The sequence below is a fragment of the Tenacibaculum insulae genome (assembly GCF_964512435.1).
GTDB classification, from domain to species: Bacteria; Bacteroidota; Bacteroidia; order Flavobacteriales; family Flavobacteriaceae; genus Polaribacter; species Polaribacter insulae_A.
This window is the reverse complement of the sequence record NZ_OZ208512.1, coordinates 1,599,895-1,623,951: the sequence shown is the minus strand read 5'-3', so window position 1 is coordinate 1,623,951 and position 24,057 is coordinate 1,599,895. Positions and strand designations below refer to the sequence as shown.

Genomic DNA, 24,057 nt, shown 5'->3' with positions numbered 1-24,057 from the left:
TTTTATTACTTTACCATAGTTTCTTGCAAAGTCGAATTAAGTATCTTTGCATAAAATAACAACACAACAACAAACTAATGAGTAATTTAATTGCACCTTCAGTGTTAGCAGCAGATTTTGCTAACCTACAAAGAGACATCGAAATGGTAAACAACAGTGATGCCGACTGGTTTCATATTGATATTATGGACGGTGTTTTTGTACCAAATATATCTTTCGGAATGCCAGTTTTAAAAGCGATTACAAAACACGCTAAAAAAACAATCGATGTACATTTAATGATTGTAAATCCAGATCAATACATTCAAGAGTTTGCAAATTTAGGAGCCGATATTTTAACCGTACATTACGAAGCTTGTACACATTTACACAGAACTGTACAAGCAATAAAAGCAGCCGGCATGAAAGCTGGTGTAGCTTTAAATCCACACACACCAATTGCGGTTTTAGAAGACATTATTGTCGACTTAGATTTAGTTTGTATAATGAGTGTAAATCCTGGTTTTGGCGGACAATCATTTATTGAAAACACCTACAAAAAAGTAAGTCAATTAAAACAACTTATTGAGTTTTCTGGTTCTGATTGTCAAATAGAAATTGACGGTGGAGTTACCAATAAAAATGCAAATCAACTTATCGAAGCAGGAGCTGATGTTTTAGTAGCTGGTAGTTATGTTTTTAAAAGTGATAACCCTACAGAAACGATTAAAAACTTAAAAGAATTAATCAATTAAAAAAAAGGAGGAAAACTTAAAAATTTTCCTCCTTTTTTTTTTAGAATTGAGCTATTAAATAGTTAATCAAATCTGTTGTGGTAACAATACCAACCAACTCGTTATTGTCAACCACCGGTAATGCATGAAATTCTTTTTTTGCTAAAATTTCAGCAACTTCTTTTATGGTTGATGAAGAAGTAACAGTAACTAAATTTTTAGCCATTACCTGATCTATGGTAAACATATTATAAACAACAGTATCTACATTCGTCTCATCAATATCTACTGCATCAGCAAAACTTATTCTTAACAAATCAGTATAGCTTAACATTCCTTTTATTTCAGAACCACTCACTACAGGAATGTGCCTTATTTTTTCTTTTTTAAATAACTTTTCAGCAAGCATTAAATCATCTGAACTACTTAATGTAATTACGTTTTTACTCATAATAGCTGATACTGGCGTTCTTTTTTTCATCTTACTTTCAATTTATAGTTAATTACTACAACAAATTTCAGGAATAAAATCAATCAAAAATCTGATTAAAATCACACTCTTATCATTATTTTTTTTGTAAATTATCAATTGAAAATGCTTATTAAATTGATACAAAAATTACAAAACCATTACGGATATTTATTTGAAGCCGAACTACTTGATGAAATAGCCTCAATAGCCACTTATAAAGAATTTAAAGAAGACACTATTATTATTGATGTTGATAGTTATATGGTTGCTATACCCTTAATAATTAGTGGTGCTATTAAAATTTTAAGAGAAGATAAAGATGGTGACGAATTAGTGTTGTATTATATCGAAAAAGGAGACACTTGCGCCATGACATTGTCTTGTTGTATGGGCAACACTAAAAGCAAGATAAAAGCTGTTGCTGAAACAGATGTTGCTTTATTTATGATTCCGAAAAATAAAATGTCGGAATGGTTAAGTAAGTATAAAAGTTGGCAAGAATATATTTTATTAAGCTATCATTCTAGACTTAACGAATTCATCGAAGCGGTAGATTCTATTGCCTTTTTAAATATGGATGAACGCTTGTATAAATATTTAAAAGATAAAGCTATGGTTATTGGAAACGATGTTTTAAATGTTACGCATTTACAAATAGCCAATGATTTGCACACTTCTAGAGTTGTTATTTCTAGATTACTAAAAGCTTTAGAAAAGAAATCAAAAATAAAATTGAGCAGAAATCAAATAAAAATATTAGAGCTATAATTGTATTGAAATTTATACCAAACCATTCTTAAAACAAAAAAACGATGCTTTAAAAAGCATCGTTTTTTTTTGTGACCGCGAAGGGATTCGAACCCCCAACCCTCAGAGCCGAAATCTGATATTCTATCCAGTTGAACTACGCAGCCTTAATATATTAAGCTAAGCTTTTTTTAACAATCATTGAAATGGTTTTACCATCAGCTTTTCCTGCTAATTGTTTTGAAACCATTCCCATCACTTTTCCCATATCTTTCATTCCTTCTGCTCCAACTTTAACAATAGTTTCCTTCACCACTTTTTCAATTTCATCTTCTGATAAAGCTTCAGGTAAAAACTGTTCTAAAACAGCTGCTTCTGCCAATTCAGGATCTGCCAAATCTGCCCTACCTTGTTCTGAAAAAACAGCCGCACTATCTTTACGTTGTTTTACTTGTTTCTGAATAATTTTTAACTCATCTGCTTCAGAAATTTCTCCAGCACCAGCTTCTGTATTTGCTAACATAAAAGCAGATTTTAATGCTCTAAGTGCCGTTAAAGCTACTGTATCTTTCGATTTCATAGCTTCTTTCATTTTATCCATCACTTGTTTTTGTAAACTCATCTTTCTTGTTTTTTTATGATTAAAAAATTCCCGACAAAGCGGGAATTTCAAAAAATATTTAGGCTATTATTATTAATCTACATTATCGTGTAAAAATGAATTATTTGAACGTAATAAATCATTATTATCTGTATTTAATGCAGTATCTGATTTACTGATATTTGCACCAGCATTAATATCTACGCCCATTCTTTTATAAGCTGGTTCTCTTTCAATTTCATCTACTCGATTTTTTACGGTATCAGTAAATTGATGATTGAATTTTTTTAGATAATTAACCCTCTCTTGCTTTCTTTTTCTTAACTCAGAAATTGTAATATCTAACGGAGAAACTTCTTCGCTTGTTGTTTCTATATTATTAATTTCTTCTTGCGCTTTGGTACTTATTTTAAATTGCAACTCCTCTTCAACCTCTTCTTTTATAATTGGTGTAGAGCTTTTTCCAATAGTTGGTTGCACATCAAAATCATCCAGTACATAACGTTTTTCAATTTGATGCACTACTGGTTTAACCTCATCAGCAACAACGTTTATATTTTTAATTTCGTTAGTTGTTTCTACAATTGTAGTTGCTGGCTTAATTTCATCATAAGCATTTACTGGTAAATCAAACAATAAATCTTGCTGAACTGGTTGTTGTTTTACAACCTTCTCTTCAACTTTTGGTTCGCTAATATTAGTGATAATAAAATCATCCTCAGAAATAATTTCTGTTGCAATTTCATCATATACAACGTTAATGTTTTTTATAGCATCAGTAGTTGGAACCAAATTTAATGTAGGTCTTAGTTCTTCTTTTTCTTCTTCTAGAACATGAACAATTTTATCAGGTGCACTTACCGAAAGAGGCTCGTTAATTGTTGGAGCAACTTGTACTTTTTGCTCTCCAAAATCGTAAGTTGCCTTTTGTTCATCCTCTAAAGTATGAACAATTTTCTTTACTTCAGTATTTGTTATTGTTCCTTGTTGATCGGCTGTAAAACCAGTAGCAACAATAGTTACAGCAATACCTTCTTCTAACGATTCATCTTCACCAACTCCCATAATAATGTTCGCATCATACCCTGCCTCATCCTGAATATAGTCGTTAATCTCACCTATTTCATCTAAAGTAACCTCATTGGCTCCTGAAACAATTAATAGTAAAACATTTTTAGCTCCAGTAATTTTATTGTCGTTTAACAACGGAGAATCTAAAGCTTTTACAATGGCATTTTTTGCGCGATTAGCTCCAGTTTCTTTTGCTGATCCCATAATTGCGGTTCCACTGTTAGACAGTACCGTTTTAGCATCATGTAAATCAATATTTTGTTTGTAATGATGCGTAATAACTTCTGCAATACCTTTTGCTGCAGTTGCTAAAACCTCATCGGCTTTAGAAAAACCTGCTTTAAACCCTAAATTACCATAAACCTCTCGTAATTTATTATTATTGATAATAATAAGAGAATCTACATTTTTACGTAATTCATCAATTCCTTTTTGAGCTTGCTTAGAACGTCTTTTTCCTTCAAACTGAAATGGCATTGTAACGATCCCAACCGTTAAAACATCCATATCTTTTGCTATTTTAGCAATAATAGGTGCCGCACCAGTACCTGTACCACCTCCCATACCAGCGGTAATAAATACCATTTTAGTATGCGTACTTAACATTTGTTGAATTTCTTGAATACTTTCTGCAGCTGCTTGTGCACCAACATCAGGATTTGCTCCTGCACCTAACCCCGAAGTTAAGTGGGCTCCTAATTGAATTTTATTAGGAATTGGACTATTTTCAAGCGCTTGTGCATCCGTATTACAAATTACGAAATCTACTCCGTGAATTTGCTTACTAAACATGTGATCTACGGCATTACTACCGCCCCCACCAACACCAATTACTTTAATGGCATTCGATTGTGTTTTTGGCATGTCGAATGAAATGTTATTGAATTCTGTGCTCATAATAACTTTTCTTTTTAATTTTTATTCAGTTTACATTCCTTTTTTTAGGGGTGAAAAAAAAGAATATTTTATTTATATACTTACTTATTCTGCGTTATCTAAAAATTCTGTGAATTTTTCTGTAAATTTTTCTGTAAATTTTTCGAAAAAAGATTTAGATTTCACGGTATGTTCTTTGGTTTCTACTTTTTCTTCTAAAAGTTCTCCATTATTAATATTAGTCTGCGTATCTAGAGTTAATTCTTCAATAATCTCCTCTTTTGATTTTTCTTCTGTTCTTTTACACAAACCTTCCATTAACAGGCCAACAGCTGTTGCGTATGACGGACTAGACAAAACCTCATCAGAGTCACCCGCTAAATGTTCATTCGGGTAACCTATACGAACATCCATTCCTGTAATATATTCTACTAACTGACGTAAATGTTTTAATTCTGATCCACCTCCTGTTAGTACAATTCCTGCTATTAATTTTCCTTTTTGGGTTTCGTGCCCATAATTTTTTATTTCTAAATATACATGCTCGATAATTTCTTGAACTCTAGCATGAATTATTTTCGATAAATTTTTAAGCGTAATCTCTTTCGGTTCTCTTCCTCGCAAACCAGGAATCGAAACTATTTCTGTTTCTTTATTTTCACCAGGCCATGCCGAACCAAACTTTACTTTTAAGAGTTCCGCTTGCTTTTCAATAATCGAGCAACCTTCTTTAATATCTTCAGTAATAACATTTCCTCCAAAAGGAATCACTGCTGTGTGTCGAATAATTCCGTCTTTAAAAATAGCTAAATCCGTTGTTCCTCCACCTATATCAATTAAAGCAACACCTGCTTCTTTTTCTTCTTGACTTAGCACTGCTGATGCAGATGCTAAGGGCTCTAATGTAATATCAGACAAACCTAAACCTGCACTTTTTACACATCTACCAATATTTCTGATAGACGAAACTTGACCAACCACTACGTGAAAATTAGCTTCTAATCGCCCACCATACATCCCTATAGGTTCTTTAACTTCTGATTGACTATCTACTTTAAATTCTTGTGGTAAAACATGAATAATTTCTTCACCAGGAAGCATTACTAATTTATGTACCTGATCAACTAAACTTTCAATATCTGTTTCGTTAATTACTTCGTCAGATTTTGATCTCGTAATATAATCGCTATGATGTAAACTTCTAATATGTTGCCCTGCAATACCAACAACTACACTTTCTATTGTTTGACCAGAAACACCTTGAGCCTCGTCTACAGCCTGCTGAATAGATTGAATGGTTTGCGTAATATTATTTACCACACCTCGTTTTACACCTAAACTTTTAGCTTTACCAATACCCAAAATCTCTAATTTATCGTACTCGTTCTTACGACCAATCATGGCTACAATTTTTGTGGTACCAATATCTAAACCAACGGCAATTTTATTATTCTCCATCTTGCTTTTGTTTTGTGCACACAACTTGGTTGTGGTATTTTACATTTATTGTCTTATAATTTTTAATTGTTTTATCAATCAATGCTTTGTTATAAAATGCGGTAAGCTTTTTAAACTTTACATTTACATTTTTTAGCTTTCCAAAAATTATTTTATACTTACCACTACGAACTGTAAATACATATTCGTTTGAAGCATCTTTTTGAATTGCTATAATTTCTTTGCTAAAAAAATCGTTTTTCCCTATTACTTTTATTAACTTAACTAATGCTGCTATTTCTTCTGGTTTCTCTACCCCAGAAACCAACGGAACTCTTGCCGAAAAATTTGATGATAACGGAATTTTACTTCCTGACTTATCAACATAAAAAGAGGCGCTCTTATTAACAATACGAGCTATTGGTTTACGTTGTTTTATCAGTGTTTTTAACACACCACTAATTGTTAAAAAAACAGCCGCTTTTTCAACATAAGAATTTGCAGAAACATTAGTTTCTAAAAGATGTAAATCTACTACTCTTTTTGGTTGGTTTTTAACAAATTTTTTATTTTGTATTAACAATTTATCAACCATACTGTGTGTCAAAAAGTTATTATCACCTTCTTCAAATTCTACAACCGTATTTTTAACCTTTTTTAACCCGTTTTTATCAGTTGTAAAACTGTATAAAAAGCCTAAAAACACCAATAACAAAAAAAAGGACAAGTATGTTGCTGTTTTTTTTATCATTATTTATTCTCTTTTTTTACTAAAGCTTCTTTAACATCATTTACCAATAAACCTATATCCCCAGCACCTAACATTACTATAATTTTTGATGTTGATTTTAAAACGTTCTCACATAATTTTTCTTTAGACACCAATTCTTTATTTTCTGAATTTATTTTATCTAACAACCAAGATGATGTTACTCCTTTTATCGGTAATTCTCTTGCTGGATAAATATCTAACAATAACACTTCATCAAATTTAGAAAGTGCTGCTGTAAAATCATCCACAAAATCTTTTGTTCTACTAAATAAATGTGGTTGAAAAACCGCTAATATTTTTTCATTCGGATACATTTCTCGTACCGAATGCTCTACAGCATTTATTTCTGTCGGATGATGTGCATAATCATCAATCAACACCAAACTTTCAGTTTTTATTTTATAAGAAAACCTACGTTGAACTCCGCTAAAAGTTTTCAATTGATTTCTGATTTCTTCTAACGAAATACCATAAACATCAGCCATTGCTAATGCAGCTAAAGCATTCATCATATTATGCTTTCCTGGCAAATGAAATTCTATATTTTTAATTTCTGATGTTGGTGTTTGCACATCAAAAATATACTTACCTGTTTCTACTCTTACATTATACGCCTTATAATCCGCCTCTTCATTTACCGCATAAGTCAATCCTTTTAATGGTAACCCCTTTGCAACAATTAATGTATCTGAAACTTTATTTGTAAATTCTCTAAAGGATTGTTGCAACATTTCATTCTCTCCATAAATATCTAAATGATCAGCATCCATAGAGGTTACACAAGCAATATTGGGTGATAATTTTAAAAATGAACGATCAAATTCATCAGCTTCAACCACCGATATCTTATCTGCTCCTAAAATTAAATTTGAATTGTAATTTTCTGCAATTCCTCCTAAAAACGAAGTTGCTTTTACAAGCTGCATAATATGCCCTAAAATTGATGAAGTTGTGGTTTTACCATGCGTCCCTGCAACACCCAAACAAAAAGTGTTTTTGGTTATTTCGCCTAAAATCTCCGCTCTTTTTAAAACCTCAAATTTATTACTGATAAAATAGTTTAATTCCTGATGTTCCTTAGGAATAGCAGGTGTGTAAACTACTAAGGTTTTCTCCTTATCCAAACAAGAAAGATCAATATTTTTTATCGCATCTTCAAAATGAATTTCGATTCCAATCTCTTCTAATTTTTCGGTTATCGGACTTTGTGTTTTATCATACCCAAAAACATTTTTTCCGTTTACAGAAAAATAACGTGCAATTGCGCTCATACCAATTCCTCCGATACCAATAAAATAGACGTTATGTATTGCTTTTAAATTCACTAAATAATTAATTTTTCTATTTCGTTAACAATATCACTCGTTGCATTTGGCAACGCTAACTCATTAATATTTTCACTTAAATTTTGTTGTTTTCCTTTATCTTTTAACAATGTTTCTAACACTATCGGAAAAGTTTCTAAATCTTTTTCTTTTACTAAAATAGCTCCGTGCTTATCAGCTATAGATTTTGCATTTTTTGTTTGATGATCTTCAGCTACGTTTGGTGAGGGAATAAAAATTGTTGGCTTACCTACAATACACAGTTCTGATACCGAACTTGCACCTGCTCTTGAAATTACAAAATCAGTAGCCGCATATGCCAAATCCATTCGATTTAAAAACTGATGTACTTGTACATTTTCAAATTCATTATATTTTTTATAATCATCAAAATATAACTTACCACATTGCCAAATTAATTGAACATCTTGAGCTTTAAAAAATGCTAAATTCGATTCGATTAATTGATTTATTTTTCGAGCACCTAAACTTCCCCCTAAAACTAGAATTGTTTTTTTAGCGTTATCTAACTTAAAAAAATCTTTACCTTCATCGTTTTTTGTATGAATAAACAACAAATCTTGACGAACAGGGTTTCCTGTTTTTACAATCCTATCTTCCGGAAAAAATCTTTCTAAATTATCGTAAGCAACACAAATTTTCCCTGCTTTTTTACTCAATAATTTATTCGTTATTCCTGGATACGAATTTTGCTCTTGTAATAAAGTTGGTATTCCCTTTTGACTTGCAACCATTAAAGTTGGTCCGCTTGCAAAACCACCTGTACCAATGGCCACATCTGGTTTAAATTTTTTGATAATTTTGTATGCATTCCATAAGCTACTTAACAACTTAAATGGAAATGACAAATTACTTGCTGTTAGCTTTCTTTGAATTCCTGAAATCCACAATCCTTTAATATCATAACCAGCTTGCGGAACTTTTTCCATCTCCATTTTATCTTTTGCCCCAACAAACAAAATATTCGCTTCAGGATACCGAACCTTTATTTCGTTTGCAATAGCAATTGCAGGATAAATATGACCTCCTGTACCTCCGCCGCTTATAATTATATTAATCGATTGTTTCATGCAAAATATCTAAAGGATTATCATCTAAAATTGTTTCTTCGGTTTCGTTTTTTGAAGCACTTACGCTTAATATCATTCCTAAGGCAAAGCAAGTCATCCAAATAGAAGTACCTCCACTACTAATTAACGGAAGTGTTTGCCCTGTTACAGGCAATATATTTACAGCAACAGCCATGTTGATCATTGCTTGAAAAACAATTGGAATTCCCACTCCTAAAACCATCAATGTCCCAAAAATTGTAGTTGCTTTTTTTGCTGTTATTAAAATTCTAAACATCAACAAAAAATATATAAAAACCACAATTACAGCTCCTACAAGACCATACTCTTCAATAATAATAGCGTAAATAAAATCGGAAGATGATTGTGGTAAAAAGTTTTTCTGAACACTTTTTCCAGGTCCTTTACCTAACATTCCGCCAGTTACTATGGCTATTTTTGCTTTTTCTACTTGATAATTCTCTGTTCCATCAGATTTTGAAAAGCCTTCTATCCTACTTTGCCAAGTACTTACACGATTTGGCATTGCATCAGGAAAAGCTTTTGCTACCAGTATAAAAAACAACAAAGAAAAAAGCCCTATACTTAAAATATAACCTATATATTTTAACGGATAACCACCTATAAAAGACAGCAACAAAATCATTAAAAAAACGATTGCAGTGGTAGAAAAATTTGCTGGAAGCACCAATACTAAAACTGCTGCCACCGGAAGCCACAACTTAAGCAAGCTCTTTTTAAAAGTGATTATTTCTTCTTTATTTTTAGATAAATATCTTGAAACATACACCATTAACACAACTCCTGCTAAAGTAGAAGTTTGAAAACCAAACCCCACAAACGGAATGTGAATCCACCTACTCGCATTAGCTCCTCCAATAGTTGTTCCCTGCGTCAAAGTATATATTAACAACAAAACAACAACTGGCAACATTAAAACAGAACCTCCACTAAAATACCTATAAGGAATTTTATGTACCCCATAAATAACTGCAAAACCAGTAATTAACAGCATTACATGTTTTACCAAATGCCCTAAAGTAGAACCGTTACCAACTACATAAACTAAATTGGTACTTGCACTATATATTGGCATAAATGAAAATATTGCCAACACAGTAACAATGGCCCAAATAGCCTTATCACCTTTTATGTATTGAAAAATGGTTTTCATTAATTTGTTTTTATTTTATAAATTTCTAACAGCTTCTTTAAATTTTCTTCCACGGTCTTCATAGCTATCAAATAAATCGAAACTAGCACATGCTGGTGACAACAAAACCACATCTCCTTTAGCTGCTATTTTATTTGCTACTTTTACCGCTTCTTCTGCTCCTGCAGTTTCCACTAAAACATCTACCACACTACCAAATGTTTCTATAATTTTCTGATTATCTAAACCTAAACAAACAATGGCTTTTACTTTTTCTCTTACCAATGGCAATAAATCTGTATAATCATTTCCTTTATCTACACCACCAACAATCCAAACTGTTGGATTATCCATACACTCTAACGCATAAAATACAGCATTAATATTGGTTGCTTTACTATCGTTTATAAACTGCACTCCATTAACTTTTTGTACATTTTCTAAACGATGCTCAACACCTTCAAAATCCAACAAACTTTCGGCAATGGTTTCTTTTCTAACCTGTAATAATTTTGCCGCCATCGCTGCTGCCATTGCGTTTTTGGTATTGTGTTTTCCTTTTAATCCTAAGTCAGAAACGTTCATTAATACTTCTTCTGTAGTTAATTTCATTATTATCTTATCTTGTCTTAAAAAAACTCCGTACTCCAATTCTTTTTCAATTGAAAATGGAACTTTTTTTGCGTTAACTTTATTTTTATTTAGCCAATTTTGTATTTCAACATCATCAGCATCATATATTAAAAAATCATCGGATGTTTGATTTTTTGTAATTCTAAATTTTGAATTTATGTAATTCTTATAATTGTAATCATACCTATCTAAATGATCGGGCGATATGTTTGTTAAAATCGCAATATGTGGTTTAAAATTCTCAATTCCATCTAACTGAAAACTACTTAACTCTAACACATAATTTTCGTAACTATTTTCTGCTACTTGTTGCGCAAAACTATCTCCTATATTTCCTCCAACACCAACATTAAGTCCAGCTTTCTTTAGCAAATATCCTGCTAACATTGTTGTTGTTGTTTTACCATTTGAACCTGTAATACCAACAATAGTTGCATTTGTAAATTCTGATGCAAATTCAATTTCAGAAATCACTTTTATTCCTTTTAAAAGTAATTCTTGAATCAACTTTACTTTATCAGGAATGCCTGGGCTTTTCATTACTACATCTGCATTGAAAATTTTATTTTCGGTATGCATCTTCTCTTCAAAATCAATTGAATTATGTAAAAGAACTTCTTTATATTTTTTTGCAATGTTTCCTTTATCAGAAACAAAAACTTCAAAACCTTTTTGCTTACCCAACAACGCGGTACCTACTCCGCTTTCTCCTCCACCTAAAACTACTAACCTTTTCATTTTATCTTAATTTCAAGGTTACAATGGCTAAAACCGCCAATAAAATACCTACAATCCAAAAACGGGTTACGATTTTACTTTCGTGGTAATTTAATTTCTGATAATGATGATGTAGCGGCGCCATCTTAAAAATTCTTTTTCCTTCGCCAAATCTCTTTTTCGTGTATTTAAAATAAAATACTTGAAGTATTACTGATAAGTTTTCAACCACAAAGATTCCTGCTAAAATTGGCAACAATAATTCTTTACGAATTGCAATTGCAATAACCGCTATAATACCCCCAATTGTTAAACTACCGGTATCGCCCATAAATACTTGTGCCGGAAATGTATTGTACCAAAGAAAACCGATTAAAGCACCTGCAAAAGCAAATATAAATACCGTCATTTCTCCCGAATTTGGAATGTACATTACATCTAAATAATCAGCAAAAATAATATTACCCGAAACCCATGCAAATAATGCCAAAGCGATTACCATTATTGCTGATGATCCTGCTGCCAATCCATCAATCCCGTCTGTTAAATTTGCTCCGTTTGACACACCTGTTACAATAAAAACCACAATGAATATAAAAACAATCCATCCATATTTTTCGTAACCATCACCCAAAAAACTTAATGCTTTTGCGTAATCTAATTCGTTATTTTTTAAAAAAGGAACCGTAGTTTTTGTTGATTTATGTGCCTCGCCAAACACTTTTATTTTTCCGTTTTCTTGCACTACTTGTTGTGCAGCAGGTAGCTGTTCTTTTATAGTTACATCTGGATGAAAATACAGCATTGATCCTACAATTATACCTAAACCTACTTGCCCTAATACTTTAAACTTACCCTTTAAACCAGCTTTGTCTTTTTTAAATACTTTTATATAATCATCAGCAAAACCAATTAACCCCATCCAAACGGTGGTAATTAATAAAATAATGATATAAATGTTTTCTAATTTCGCCAATAATATTACTGGTAAAAGTGTAGCAAGAATTATAATAACACCACCCATTGTTGGTGTTCCTGCTTTTTGTACCTGACCCGCCAAACCTAAATCTCTTACCGTTTCGCCAATTTGTTGTTTTCTTAAAAAATTGATGATTTTTTTACCAAATATTGCAGATATCAACAACGATAAAATAAAAGCTATTGCTGCACGAAATGTAATAAACTGAAACACACTTGCTCCCGTTAAATTAAATTCACTTTCTAAATATTGAAATATATAATACAGCATTTTATGAGTTTTTTAGTTGATTAAAACAGTTTACCACTTCTTCTAGATCATCAAAATGATGTCTTACACCATTTATTTCTTGATAATTTTCATGCCCTTTCCCTGCTATTAAAATTATATCGCCTGTTGATGCCAATTTACATGCAGTTTTAATCGCCTGTTTTCTATTTAAAATGGATAGTGTTTTTTTATAATGTTCTGATGGCACTCCTACTTCCATTTCATCAATAATAACCTGAGCATCTTCAGTTCGCGGATTATCAGAAGTAAATATCGCTTGCCCACTTAATTGCGATGCTATCATTGCCATTTTTGGTCGTTTCGTTTTATCTCTATCGCCACCACAACCTACAACCGTAAACACATTTTCGTTACCAGTGCGAATATCATTTATGGTTTGTAATACATTTTTAAGAGCATCTGGCGTGTGTGCATAATCAACAATTCCTGTTATTTCATCATCAGAAACTACATATTGAAAACGACCACTTACACTTTCTAGCTCGCTAATAAGTCGTAATATTTCTATTTTTTCTAACCCTAATAAATCAGCAACACCATAAATTGCTAATAAATTCGACGCATTAAATTCGCCAATTAACTTCGTCCAAACTTCAATAGTATTTATCGTTAACAACGTACCCGAAAAACGTTTTTCTAAAACTTTCGCTTTATAATCTCCAATAGTTTTTAATGCGTACGTTTTTTTAGTTGCTTTGGTATTTTGCAACATTATTTGTCCATTTTTATCATCAATATTAGTTAACGCAAAAGCCGATTTTGGCAATGAATCAAAAAATGATTTTTTTACATCTCTATATTCTGCAAAAGTTGCATGATAATCTAAATGGTCGTGAGATAAATTTGTGAATACACCACCAACAAAATTTAAACCTTCGGTACGTTTTTGATGAATTCCATGAGAGCTAACTTCCATAAAACAATACTCTACTTCAGCAGCCACCATTAAAGACAAATATTTATTTATCGCTAAAGAATTAGGCGTTGTATGTGTTGCTTTATGCTCCTCATCAGCAATCATTATTTTTACTGTTGACAACAAACCAACTTTATATCCCGCTTTTTTAAATAACTGATATAATAAAGTAGCAATAGTTGTTTTTCCGTTAGTTCCAGTAATTCCTACCAACTGTAATTTAGCTGACGGATTTTGGTAAAAATTAGCCGCGATAATTGCCAAAGCAACATCAGAATTACCAACTACAACATAAGTTACTCCTTCTTTTTTATCTTCAGGAATATTTTCACAAACAACAACCTTAGCACCTAAGTTTAATGCCTTTTCTATAAACTGATGTCCATCAACAGTAACACCTTTTTGAGCCACAAAAACATCATTTTTTTGCACCAAACGACTATCAAACTGAACGTTTTTAATTTCAACATCAGTATTTCCGTAAATTTCACTTACAGATACTTTAAATAATATGTCTTTTAATTTTTTCAATTATGATAATTTTAAATAAATCGTTGCTCCTTTCGATACTTTAATTCCTCTATCTATAGATTGTTCTGTTACTTTTCCCATTCCAGAAAACTTAACTTTTAAACCCATATTTTCTAACAATGCAATTGCATCCATACCGCTCATTCCTAAAACCTTAGGCATAATGGTTTTATATTTTCTTAAATTTTTATAATAATTTTGATATTTCTCATCAACTTTCGCATACGATATTTGATCAGAAACAGATTGATTATTTACAGGCGTTGTGGTATATATTTTTTGCGCTATGTCTTTAAAAACAGGCGCTGCAACTAAAGCTCCGTAATATCCTTTTTCTTTTTTCGGACTATGAACTACTACAATACATGAATATTTAGGTTTTTTTGCTGGAAAAAATCCCGCAAAAGAAGCCACATATTTTTTATTTGAATAATGCCCGTAAACTATCTTTCCGTTATCGTCTTTATGCTTTGGTATCCATTTTTTAGCAGTTCCTGTTTTACCTGCCATAGAAAAATTAGAAGAGTAAATATTTTTTGCCGTCCCTTTTTTTACGGTATTCTCCATAATTTTTCTCACCTTATTTAAAGTTGATTTAGACGCTATTTTTTCTTTTAAAATCTCTGTTTCAAATCTTTTTTCAACTTTTCCTCCGATCCTTAATTCTTTTACAAAAAATGGTTTCACCAATTTACCATCGTTCGCCACGGCATTATAAAACGTTAACGCTTGTAACGGCGTAAGAGAAACCCCATAACCCCAAGCCATCCACTCTAACGAAATCGGACTCCAACTTTTTTCTGACGGATTCGGAATATATGGTTTCCCTTCTCCTTTTATTTTAACTCCCGTTAATTCATCCAACCCAAAAGACTTAATTCTTTTTATAAATTTCTTCGGATTTTTATCATAATGTTTCTTTATTGTTTTTACGATTCCTACATTCGATGAAACCTCAAAAACACGTGCTAACGAAATTTTACCGTGTCCACCAGCCTTACTATCTTCTACCTTTCTATTATTGATAAAGATTTTCCCTCTTTCACAATCAACAACATCAGAAGTATCTGCAACTTTATCCTCTAAAGCTGCCATTAAACTTGCTAATTTAAAAGTTGATCCTGGCTCATGACTTTCCCAAACAGCATAATTTCTTTTTTCATAATACCTACCATCCGAAGTTCTTCCTAAATTAGAAATTGCCTTTATTTCACCTGTTTCAACCTCCATCACAACCGCACAACCATGATCTGCTTCAAAATACTCTAATTGTTTAAGCAACGCATGGTGCGTTATATCTTGTACATTAACATCAATCGTTGTAATTACATCGCTACCATCTATAGGTTCTTTTTCATTAACATCATTAATTGGTCGCCATTGCCCTTTTGCTATTTTTTGTTTTAAACGCGAACCGTTTTCACCTTGCATATAATCTGCAAAAGCACCCTCAATACCTGCACCGCCTTTTACATTATCGTAGCCAATTGTTCTTTCGGCTATTTTACCTATAGGATGCACTCTTGCCGTACTTTGCTCCGCTATAAATCCACCTTTATAAATTCCTTCTTTAAAAATCGGAAAACTTTTCATTTTCATGTAATCATTATATCCCAAATTACGAGCAATTAGCAAATAACGATTTTTTCGTTTTCTACCTTCTCGTATTTTTTTTTGATAATAACTAGTTGATTTTCCTAACAACTTAGATAACGACTCTGAAAGTGCTCTGATATTCTTTTCAAACAATTTAGAATTCACCACTACAGCATCCATACGGATAGTGTATTTAGACATTGATGTTGCTAACAAATTTCCATCAGCAGCATATACATTACCTCTATTTGCGAGTATGGTAAAATTATGAGTTGTTTTTTCTTGAGAAAGCTTTCTATATTTATCTCCCTCTATATATTGTAGATTAAAAACTCTAAAAACAATAACTACAAAGAAAAGCGCCATGAAAACCACTATTACATAGAGTTTATTTAATATGCCTTTCTTTTCTACCATTTTTACTTATTCTTTTTTTACTGTTACTTTTATTTTTTGAGGAGGTTTTTTTGCAGGAAACAATCCGTTTTTCTTAACTTTTTTCCGAATACTGCTCTCTAGCCTCATTTTTGTTAATTGCGTACTCGTATCAAAATCTTCCGCCCTTAACTCCTTTTTTTTACCGTTTAACACGGCTATTTTTACAACTTTCGCATCTAACCGGTGCGAACTAGATATCATTATTAATAATAAAATCACTATAAAAATTAGTATCCGCCAATTACTAAAAGAGCTTTCGTCTGTTAAAAACCGCCCCTTTAAAACATTATAAATCCCTTCTCTTGCTCTAGCTCTAGACATTATTTTAATGTTGCTATTCGTAATTTTGCACTTCTTGCCCTATTATTAACTTTTACTTCTTCTTTAGGCGGAATAATCATTTTACCAATCTTTTTTAAAGGAACACTAATGTTTCCATAAAAATCTTTTTCTGGCTCACCATTAAACAACCCTGTTCTTATAAATCGTTTTACCAACCGATCTTCTAACGAGTGATAAGAAATAACGCTCAATCGACCTTCTTCTTTTAACAATCCCGGAATTTGCTCTAAAAACTCTTTCAACACCTCCAATTCTTGATTCACTTCTATTCGAATTGCCTGAAAAATTTGCGCTAAAATTTTATGCTCTTTTGCCTGCGGAAGGAATTTTTTCAACACCTCTTTTAACTGAAAACTTGTTTCTATCACCTCTCCCTCTCTTGCCTCAACAATTGTTTTTGCTAAAGTTCTTGCATTTCTTAACTCACCATACAAAAACAAAACATCAGCCAATCGCTCTTCACTATACTTATTGATGATTTTTTTTGCCGATAAATCAGATTGCTGATCCATTCTCATATCTAAATCAGCATCAAAACGAGTAGAAAAACCTCTTTCTGCTTCATCAAACTGATGAGAAGACACTCCTAAATCTGCCAAAACACCATCTACTTTTCTAATTCCGTAAAAGCGTAAAAACCTCGCTATAAATCTAAAATTCTCGCCAATCAACACAAATCGATCATCTTCAATTTTATTTTGTTGCGCATCCGGATCCTGATCAAAAGCAAATAACTTTCCGTTTTCACCCAACCTACTTAATATCTCTCTCGAATGACCACCGCCACCAAAAGTTACATCAACATACACTCCATCCTCTTTAATATTAAGCGCATCAACACTTTCTTTTAATAAAACTGGATTATGATAACTCATCTACCTCTGTATTACCCATTACCTCTTCTGCCAAATCAGCAAAATCAACAACAGTTTCATCTATTACTTTTTCGTACTTCTCTTTATCCCAAATCTCAACAATACTCCCCACAGACGAAAGCACTACTTGCTTTCCAACACCCGCAAACTGACATAAATCTTTTGGAATTAAAATTCTACCCGAAGCATCTACGTCTACCATTTTTACACCAGCAGTAAACCTTCTAATAAAATCATTATTCTTTTTTACAAATCGATTTAACTTATTAATCTTTTGCATCATTAAATCCCATTCACTCATAGGATACAACTCTAAACATGGCTGAAAAACCGATCTTTTTACTACAAAACCTTCTTGCAACACTGCTGCCAACTGCTTTTTTAGAGCTGATGAAATCATCACCCTCCCCTTAGCGTCTGCTTTACAGTCATATGTCCCAATTAAATTTATCACCCTAAATATTTGTAGTTTGCATCAAAAATAAAAAATATTTACCACTTTTTACCACTTTACACCACTTTGTTGATAAGTTTTGATTTTTTAGCTAAAAAACTGATTATAATTACTTTTAACTACTTGAAATTGCATGAAATAATAAAAATGAAAATTTAAAAAAAAGAAGTACATTTGTCATTAAGTCAAAACCGATACATTAATGACTAATTTCTTAAAGAAAGAAGACAATTTTACATATGCAGAAGCAGGAGAAGGGAGAGCTATAATCGTATTACACGGTTTAATGGGTGCTCTAAGTAATTTTGATGAAACTTTTAAACATTTCTCTAAAAAAGGATATCGAGTTTTAATTCCTGAATTACCTTTATACACACTACCTTTATTAAAAACCAATGTTAAAAATTTAGCTAAATTTTTACATGAATTTATTGAATACAAAGGTCTTAAAGACGTGGTTCTTTTAGGAAATTCTTTAGGGGGTCATATTGCCTTATATTACACAAAACACTACTCGCAAGATGTTGGTGCTTTAGTTTTAACAGGAAGCTCTGGTTTGTATGAAAAATCAATGGGCGACAGCTATCCTAAAAGAGGTAATTACGAATATATTGAAACAAAAGCTCAAGAGGTTTTTTACGACCCAAAAATAGCTACAAAAGAGCTTGTTGATGATATTTATAAGATTGTAAACGACCGTGTTAAAACATTAAAAACCTTGTCAATTGCCAAAAGTGCTATTCGACATAATATGGCTAATGACTTACCAAATATGCAGCAACCAACTTGCCTTATTTGGGGAAAACAAGATGCGGTAACACCACCAGAAGTAGCGGATGATTTTCATAAATTATTACCTAATTCTGATTTATTTTGGATTGATAAATGCGGGCACGCAGCAATGATGGAAACACCCGAAGAATTTAATACCATTTTAGAAAACTGGTTTTCTAAACAAAACATATAACAGCACCAATAGCTTAACTTATTATTTATGAAAATAAAATCTGCTGATTTTGTGATGAGTAACAGTAATGTTATGAAAGCACCTAAAGACAGGATACCTGAATATGCTTTTATAGGTCGCTCTAACGTTGGTAAGTCTTCGTTAATCAACATGTTGATGGAACGTAAAGATTTGGCAAAAATTTCTGGTAAACCTGGTAAAACGCAACTTATTAATCATTTTAAAATAAATAACGAGTGGTTTTTAGTTGATTTACCTGGCTATGGATATGCTCAAGTTTCTAAAAAGAAAAGAACTATTTTTCAGTTTTTTATCGAAAACTACTTTAAAGAAAGAGAGCAATTAGTTTGTACTTTTGTTTTGATTGATTCTCGTCATGATCCTCAAAAAATAGATTTAGAATTCATGCAGTTTTTAGGCGAAAACCAAATTCCGTTTTGCATTGTTTTTACAAAAGCAGACAAACTAGGTAGCTCTAAATTAAACAAACAAATTACTTCTTATAAAAAGAAATTATTAAAACACTGGGAAACACTTCCAACATCATTTATTACCTCTTCTTCAACAAGATTAGGGCGCGATGAATTTTTAAATTTTATTGATGGTGTAAACCAAGATGTTGCTAAAGATTTCGAATAATTTTTTAAATGTATTCTACTAAAAACAACCTACAAGTTTTACACGAAGACAATCATTTAATTATTGTTAATAAAAGAGCAGGCGATATTGTTCAGGGCGATAAAACAGGAGATACTCCTCTTTCTGAGATCGTTAAAGAATACATTAAACACAAATACAACAAACCTGGTGCCGTTTATTTAGGCACAGTTCACAGATTAGATCGTCCCACTTCTGGAGTTGTAATTTATGCACGTACCTCGAAAGCTTTAGAGCGATTAAATAAAATGCTACGCGATAAAACTATCAAAAAAACATATTGGGCCGTTGTTAAAAACGAACCTAAAAAACAAACAGACACATTAATAAATTACTTAAAAAAGAATCCTAAAAACAATAAATCTACTGCTTATCCTAAAGAGATTGACGGGAGTAAAAAAGCGATTCTTCATTACCAAATCCTTAAAAAACTAGACAATTATTGCTTGCTAGAAATTGATCTAGAAACAGGGCGTCATCATCAAATACGGGTGCAACTTTCAAAAATTGGCGCTACTATTAAAGGCGATTTAAAATACGGAGCTAAAAGAAGTAATAAAGATGGCAGCATCCATTTACATGCTCGTAAAATTGAATTTACGCATCCTGTAAGTAAAGAACTAATAAAGATCACTGCACCAACACCAAAAGATCCTATTTGGGATGCTTGCTTGTAATTAAAAAAAGTGCTGCAATCAGTTAAATTTGTATCTTTAGAGAAATTTAAAGTATGAATATTTCTGAGTTAATACAATCACAAAAAAACTTTTTTGCTACCCAACAAACCAAAAACGTTTCATTTAGAAAAGAAACTTTAAAAAAGCTTCAAAAAGAACTTTTAAAAAGAGAAAACGACATTATTAAAGCTTTATACGATGATTTTAAAAAATCGGAATACGAAGCTGTGATGACCGAAATTTCAATTGTATTAACAGAGTTAAAAATGACACTGAAAAACTTAAACTCTTGGAGCAAACCAGAAAGAGTTTTACCGTCATTATTAAACTTTCCATCTTCAGCAAAAATTTATAAAGAACCTTACGGAACAACCTTAATTATAGCACCGTGGAACTATCCGTACCAATTAGCATTTGCTCCACTTTTAGGCGCTGTTGCTGCAGGAAACACCGTTATATTAAAACCATCTGAACTTACACCTAATACCAGTAAAATAACTAAAGAGATTATAGAAACTGTGTTTAACAAAAATCACGTTGCGGTAATTGAAGGCGGCGTTTCTGTTTCTCAAGAATTGTTAGCACAACGATGGGATTATATTTTCTTTACAGGAAGCGTTCCTGTAGGTAAAATTGTTGCCAAAGCTGCTGCTGAACACTTAACACCTGTAACTTTAGAATTAGGCGGAAAAAGTCCTTGTATTATTGATGAAACTGCCAACCTAAAACTTGCTGCTAAACGTTTAGTTTGGGGTAAATTTATTAACGGAGGGCAAACATGTATTGCTCCAGATTACTTATTAATTCATACATCTGTAAAAGAACAATTTGTTACTTATTTTAAAGATGAAATAACAAATGCGTATGGTAAAAACCCTAAAACCTCTGAAGATTATCCACGAATTGTAAACACCAAAAATTTTGATCGTTTAGCATTAATGTTAGAAAACGAAAATTGTGTTATCGGAGGACAAACAGATAGAAATGATAACTATATTTCTCCCACTTTAATTGATGAGCCAAATTTAGATAGTGAAGTAATGAAAGGAGAAATATTTGGCCCTATATTTCCTATGATTTCTTACCAAACAGAAACCGATTTTGATAATATTATTCAAAAATACGACAAGCCTTTAGCTTTATATGTATTTACAAATCGTAATGATTTTGCTAAAAAAATGATTGCTAAATACTCGTTTGGTGGTGGTACAATTAACGACACTACAGTGCATTTTGCTAATCATCGTTTGCCTTTTGGAGGAGTTGGAGAAAGCGGAATTGGAAGTTACCACGGAAAACAAACTTTTGATGTTTTTTCACATAAAAAAGGCGTAGTAACAAGAGGTAATTGGTTAGATGTACCTACACGTTACGCTCCTTACAAAGGGAAATTAAAACAACTTAAAACATTGATGAAAATTGGATAAAACAATAGAAAAAACAGTTTCGGAAGCAATTAACTATAGACGATCTGTAAGAATTTACGATGCTGAAAAACCGATAAAATCATCAGTTGTAAAAAAATGTTTAACGCAAGCTAGTTTAGCTCCCACGAGTAGCAACATGCAATTATGGGAATTTTATCACGTAACTGATAAAGATATAATTAGCAAAATTGCTCCGCTTTGTTTTAATCAAAACGCAGCAAAAACAGCTCAACAATTAGTTGTTTTTGTTACTCGAAAAGATTTATGGAAAAAACGCGCAAAAGCTAATTTAGCTTATATGGATGAAACCTTCGGAAAAAACAATCCAAAATCAACACAAAGTAGCAGAGAAAAATTTGCACGTAGTTACTACCAAAAAATAATTCCGTTTGCTTATTTCGATTTCTTCGGAATTATTGGTTTTTTCAAATATTTAATGATTTTAATAACCGGACTTTTTAAGCCGATTTACAGAGAAGTTCGCAATAGTGATATGCGAATCGTAGCACATAAAACCTGTGGTTTAGCTGCACAAACATTTATGTTATCAATGGCTGCCGAAGGATATGACACTTGCCCTATGGAAGGCTCAGATACTTGGCGTGTAAAACGTTTATTAAACATCCCGCGAAGCGCAGAAATAAACATGATTGTTTCTTGCGGAATTAGAAAACCTGAAGGGGTTTACGGCGATCGTTTTAGAGTTCCGTTTGGTGCAATTTATAAAGAAATTTAATCCATTATTTAACAATATCTACATTAAAATATCCACCTTTGTTTTCGGTTCTTTTTAAAGATTGCGTTACAATTAAGTGTGCTATATTTAACATATTTCTAAGCTCGCAAAGCGATGCCGTTATTTTAGATTTTTGATACAACTCTTCCACCTCGTTGTACATAAAATCCAACTGCTTTTTTGCTTTTTTTAATCGGCTGTTACTTCTAACAATTCCAACGTAATTTCGCATTAAAGCCTGTAATTGCCTTAAATTATGTTGAATTAGAATATGTTCTTTTTCTATAATTGTACCAGCATCATTCCAATCAAAAATTGAAATATTTTCTGATTTAGACGGATGATTTTCGTGGTATTTAAAAATACGATGCGCAAAAACCAATGCCTCTAATAACGAGTTAGAAGCCAATCTATTTGCGCCATGCAATCCGGTTTGCGAACACTCACCACAGGCAAATAAATTAGCTAATGTTGTTGCTCCGTTTTTATTTACCACAATACCGCCACATAAATAATGAGAAGCAGGAATTACCGGAATCCAATCTTTAGTAATATCAATATGATTTGCTATACATTTTGCATAAATATTAGGGAAATGCTTTTTAAATTCGTCAATATTTAAATGTGTACAATCTAAATACACATGTAAATCTCCTGATTTTTTAAGCTCGCTATCAATACTTTGAGATACAATATCTCTGGATGCCAATTCTGCTCTTTCATCATAGTTTGGCATAAATCTATATCCGTTTTTATCTCTAAGAAATGCCCCAAAACCTCTTACCGCTTCAGAAATTAAAAAAGAAGACTCTCCTTTTGCTTCGTATAATGCCGTTGGATGAAACTGCACAAACTCCATATCTTTAACAGTTGCTTTTGCTCTGTATGCCATGGCAATTCCATCTCCAGTTGCTACTACAGGATTTGTTGTATGTCCATACACGCAACCAATTCCGCCAGAAGCTAATATGGTGTTTTTAGCCTGTAAAGTAAAAATAGCGCCGTTTTTTTGATTTAAAACATAAGCACCGTAACAGCTATTTTTTGCTGATTTAATTTTTACCAATTGATGATTTGTAATTAAATCTACCGCAAAATGATGCGCTAAAATTGTAATATTAGGCAACTGGTGCGCTCTTTTTAACAACGATTTCTCTATCTCAAATCCTGTAATATCTTTGTGATGCACAACCCTATATTCCGAATGCCCACCTTCTTTCCCTAAATCGAAATTTCCCTTTTTATCGATATCAAAATTTGCGCCCCAATTTATTAATTCCTGTAATCGTTTTGGGCCTTCTGTTACCACCATTTCTACGATTTTTTCATCGCACAATCCATCGCCCGCAATTAAAGTATCTTTAATATGTTTTTTAAACGAATCTTTTTCATCATTTAAAACAACAGCAACTCCGCCTTGAGCGTATTTTGTATTCGACTCTTCTTCGGTAGTTTTTGTAATAATTGTTATTGATTTTTCAGGAAATTTTTCAGCAATTTTCACCGAAAAAGTCAATCCTGCAATACCAGAACCAATTACTAAATAATCCGTTTTTAACATCT

Annotated in this window: 23 protein-coding genes and 1 tRNA gene; 7 read left to right on the top strand and 17 right to left on the bottom strand. The window is 32.1% G+C overall.

Going from position 1 to position 24,057, the window contains the following annotated elements; all coding sequences use genetic code 11:
• Positions 1-77 precede the first annotated feature (77 nt).
• Positions 78-734, top strand: coding sequence for a ribulose-phosphate 3-epimerase (gene rpe, locus ACN5J5_RS07490; RefSeq protein WP_418644310.1), 657 nt, complete (start codon positions 78-80; stop codon positions 732-734).
• Between the two features lie 40 nt (positions 735-774).
• Here rpe and ACN5J5_RS07485 read toward each other — a convergent pair whose 3' ends face one another.
• Positions 775-1,194 (bottom strand): CBS domain-containing protein, encoded by a 420-nt coding sequence (locus ACN5J5_RS07485; RefSeq protein ID WP_418644309.1) that lies wholly within the window; start codon positions 1,192-1,194, stop codon positions 775-777.
• Between the two features lie 126 nt (positions 1,195-1,320).
• On the opposite strand from ACN5J5_RS07485, the gene ACN5J5_RS07480 reads away from it, so the two are divergent.
• The gene (locus ACN5J5_RS07480) at positions 1,321-1,953 is read left to right on the top strand and encodes a Crp/Fnr family transcriptional regulator (RefSeq protein WP_418644308.1); all 633 of its coding nucleotides are present in this window, start codon (positions 1,321-1,323) and stop codon (positions 1,951-1,953) included.
• A gap of 72 nt (positions 1,954-2,025) precedes the next feature.
• Here the strand turns inward: ACN5J5_RS07480 and ACN5J5_RS07475 are convergent.
• The 15 genes from ACN5J5_RS07475 to mraZ form a co-directional block, all read right to left on the bottom strand.
• A tRNA-Arg gene (locus tag ACN5J5_RS07475) sits at positions 2,026-2,099 on the bottom strand.
• An 8-nt stretch (positions 2,100-2,107) separates the two neighbouring features.
• Complete coding sequence (locus tag ACN5J5_RS07470) at positions 2,108-2,554, bottom strand: GatB/YqeY domain-containing protein (RefSeq protein WP_418644307.1); 447 nt, start codon at positions 2,552-2,554, stop codon at positions 2,108-2,110.
• 72 nt (positions 2,555-2,626) lie between these two features.
• Positions 2,627-4,501 (bottom strand): cell division protein FtsZ, encoded by a 1,875-nt coding sequence (gene ftsZ, locus ACN5J5_RS07465; RefSeq protein ID WP_418644306.1) that lies wholly within the window; start codon positions 4,499-4,501, stop codon positions 2,627-2,629.
• 84 nt (positions 4,502-4,585) lie between these two features.
• The gene (ftsA, locus tag ACN5J5_RS07460) at positions 4,586-5,938 is read right to left on the bottom strand and encodes a cell division protein FtsA (protein ID WP_418644305.1); all 1,353 of its coding nucleotides are present in this window, start codon (positions 5,936-5,938) and stop codon (positions 4,586-4,588) included.
• Positions 5,928-6,668 (bottom strand): cell division protein FtsQ/DivIB, encoded by a 741-nt coding sequence (locus ACN5J5_RS07455; protein ID WP_418644304.1) that lies wholly within the window; start codon positions 6,666-6,668, stop codon positions 5,928-5,930. The genes ftsA and ACN5J5_RS07455 overlap by 11 nt, the downstream gene beginning before the upstream one ends.
• Positions 6,668-8,014, bottom strand: a complete 1,347-nt coding sequence (murC, locus tag ACN5J5_RS07450; RefSeq protein ID WP_418644303.1) for a UDP-N-acetylmuramate--L-alanine ligase — start codon at positions 8,012-8,014, stop codon at positions 6,668-6,670. The genes ACN5J5_RS07455 and murC overlap by 1 nt, the downstream gene beginning before the upstream one ends.
• Positions 8,014-9,105, bottom strand: a complete 1,092-nt coding sequence (murG, locus tag ACN5J5_RS07445; RefSeq protein WP_418644302.1) for an undecaprenyldiphospho-muramoylpentapeptide beta-N-acetylglucosaminyltransferase — start codon at positions 9,103-9,105, stop codon at positions 8,014-8,016. Before murG ends, murC begins: the two co-directional genes overlap by 1 nt.
• Complete coding sequence (locus tag ACN5J5_RS07440) at positions 9,089-10,279, bottom strand: FtsW/RodA/SpoVE family cell cycle protein (RefSeq protein ID WP_418644301.1); 1,191 nt, start codon at positions 10,277-10,279, stop codon at positions 9,089-9,091. Before ACN5J5_RS07440 ends, murG begins: the two co-directional genes overlap by 17 nt.
• 15 nt (positions 10,280-10,294) lie before the next feature.
• The gene (gene murD / locus ACN5J5_RS07435; protein ID WP_418644300.1) at positions 10,295-11,629 is read right to left on the bottom strand and encodes a UDP-N-acetylmuramoyl-L-alanine--D-glutamate ligase; all 1,335 of its coding nucleotides are present in this window, start codon (positions 11,627-11,629) and stop codon (positions 10,295-10,297) included.
• Position 11,630: 1 nt separating this feature from the next.
• Positions 11,631-12,857, bottom strand: a complete 1,227-nt coding sequence (mraY, locus tag ACN5J5_RS07430) for a phospho-N-acetylmuramoyl-pentapeptide-transferase (protein ID WP_418644299.1) — start codon at positions 12,855-12,857, stop codon at positions 11,631-11,633.
• 1 nt (position 12,858) lies between these two features.
• On the bottom strand, positions 12,859-14,325 hold the full coding sequence (locus tag ACN5J5_RS07425) for a UDP-N-acetylmuramoyl-L-alanyl-D-glutamate--2,6-diaminopimelate ligase (protein WP_418644298.1): 1,467 nt from the start codon (positions 14,323-14,325) through the stop codon (positions 12,859-12,861).
• A complete protein-coding gene (locus ACN5J5_RS07420; RefSeq protein WP_418644297.1) occupies positions 14,326-16,287 on the bottom strand; it encodes a penicillin-binding protein in 1,962 nt (653 codons plus the stop codon).
• A 57-nt stretch (positions 16,288-16,344) separates the two neighbouring features.
• Positions 16,345-16,680: an FtsL-like putative cell division protein gene (locus ACN5J5_RS07415; protein WP_418644296.1), complete on the bottom strand. Its 336-nt coding sequence runs from the start codon at positions 16,678-16,680 to the stop codon at positions 16,345-16,347.
• A complete protein-coding gene (gene rsmH / locus ACN5J5_RS07410; protein ID WP_418644295.1) occupies positions 16,680-17,576 on the bottom strand; it encodes a 16S rRNA (cytosine(1402)-N(4))-methyltransferase RsmH in 897 nt (298 codons plus the stop codon). Before rsmH ends, ACN5J5_RS07415 begins: the two co-directional genes overlap by 1 nt.
• Positions 17,563-18,030 (bottom strand): division/cell wall cluster transcriptional repressor MraZ, encoded by a 468-nt coding sequence (gene mraZ, locus ACN5J5_RS07405; RefSeq protein ID WP_418644294.1) that lies wholly within the window; start codon positions 18,028-18,030, stop codon positions 17,563-17,565. Before mraZ ends, rsmH begins: the two co-directional genes overlap by 14 nt.
• Before the next feature lie 202 nt (positions 18,031-18,232).
• Here mraZ and ACN5J5_RS07400 point away from each other — a divergent pair, with 202 nt between their 5' ends.
• Genes ACN5J5_RS07400 through ACN5J5_RS07380 form a run of 5 tightly spaced genes read left to right on the top strand, consistent with a single transcriptional unit; the run spans position 18,233 to position 22,494 of the window.
• Entirely contained in the window at positions 18,233-18,997 is a 765-nt protein-coding gene (locus tag ACN5J5_RS07400) for an alpha/beta fold hydrolase (RefSeq protein ID WP_418644293.1), read from the top strand.
• Positions 18,998-19,024: 27 nt separating this feature from the next.
• Entirely contained in the window at positions 19,025-19,636 is a 612-nt protein-coding gene (gene yihA / locus ACN5J5_RS07395; RefSeq protein WP_418644292.1) for a ribosome biogenesis GTP-binding protein YihA/YsxC, read from the top strand.
• An 8-nt stretch (positions 19,637-19,644) separates the two neighbouring features.
• Positions 19,645-20,331 (top strand): RluA family pseudouridine synthase, encoded by a 687-nt coding sequence (locus tag ACN5J5_RS07390; RefSeq protein WP_418644291.1) that lies wholly within the window; start codon positions 19,645-19,647, stop codon positions 20,329-20,331.
• Positions 20,332-20,384: 53 nt separating this feature from the next.
• Positions 20,385-21,758 carry an aldehyde dehydrogenase gene (locus tag ACN5J5_RS07385; protein ID WP_418644290.1) on the top strand — a complete coding sequence of 458 codons (1,374 nt, stop codon included), beginning with the start codon at positions 20,385-20,387 and terminating at the stop codon, positions 21,756-21,758.
• A complete protein-coding gene (locus tag ACN5J5_RS07380; RefSeq protein WP_418644289.1) occupies positions 21,751-22,494 on the top strand; it encodes a nitroreductase family protein in 744 nt (247 codons plus the stop codon). Before ACN5J5_RS07385 ends, ACN5J5_RS07380 begins: the two co-directional genes overlap by 8 nt.
• A gap of 4 nt (positions 22,495-22,498) precedes the next feature.
• Here the strand turns inward: ACN5J5_RS07380 and nadB are convergent, their stop codons facing one another.
• Positions 22,499-24,055 (bottom strand): L-aspartate oxidase, encoded by a 1,557-nt coding sequence (nadB, locus tag ACN5J5_RS07375; protein WP_418644288.1) that lies wholly within the window; start codon positions 24,053-24,055, stop codon positions 22,499-22,501.
• Positions 24,056-24,057: the final 2 nt, after the last annotated feature.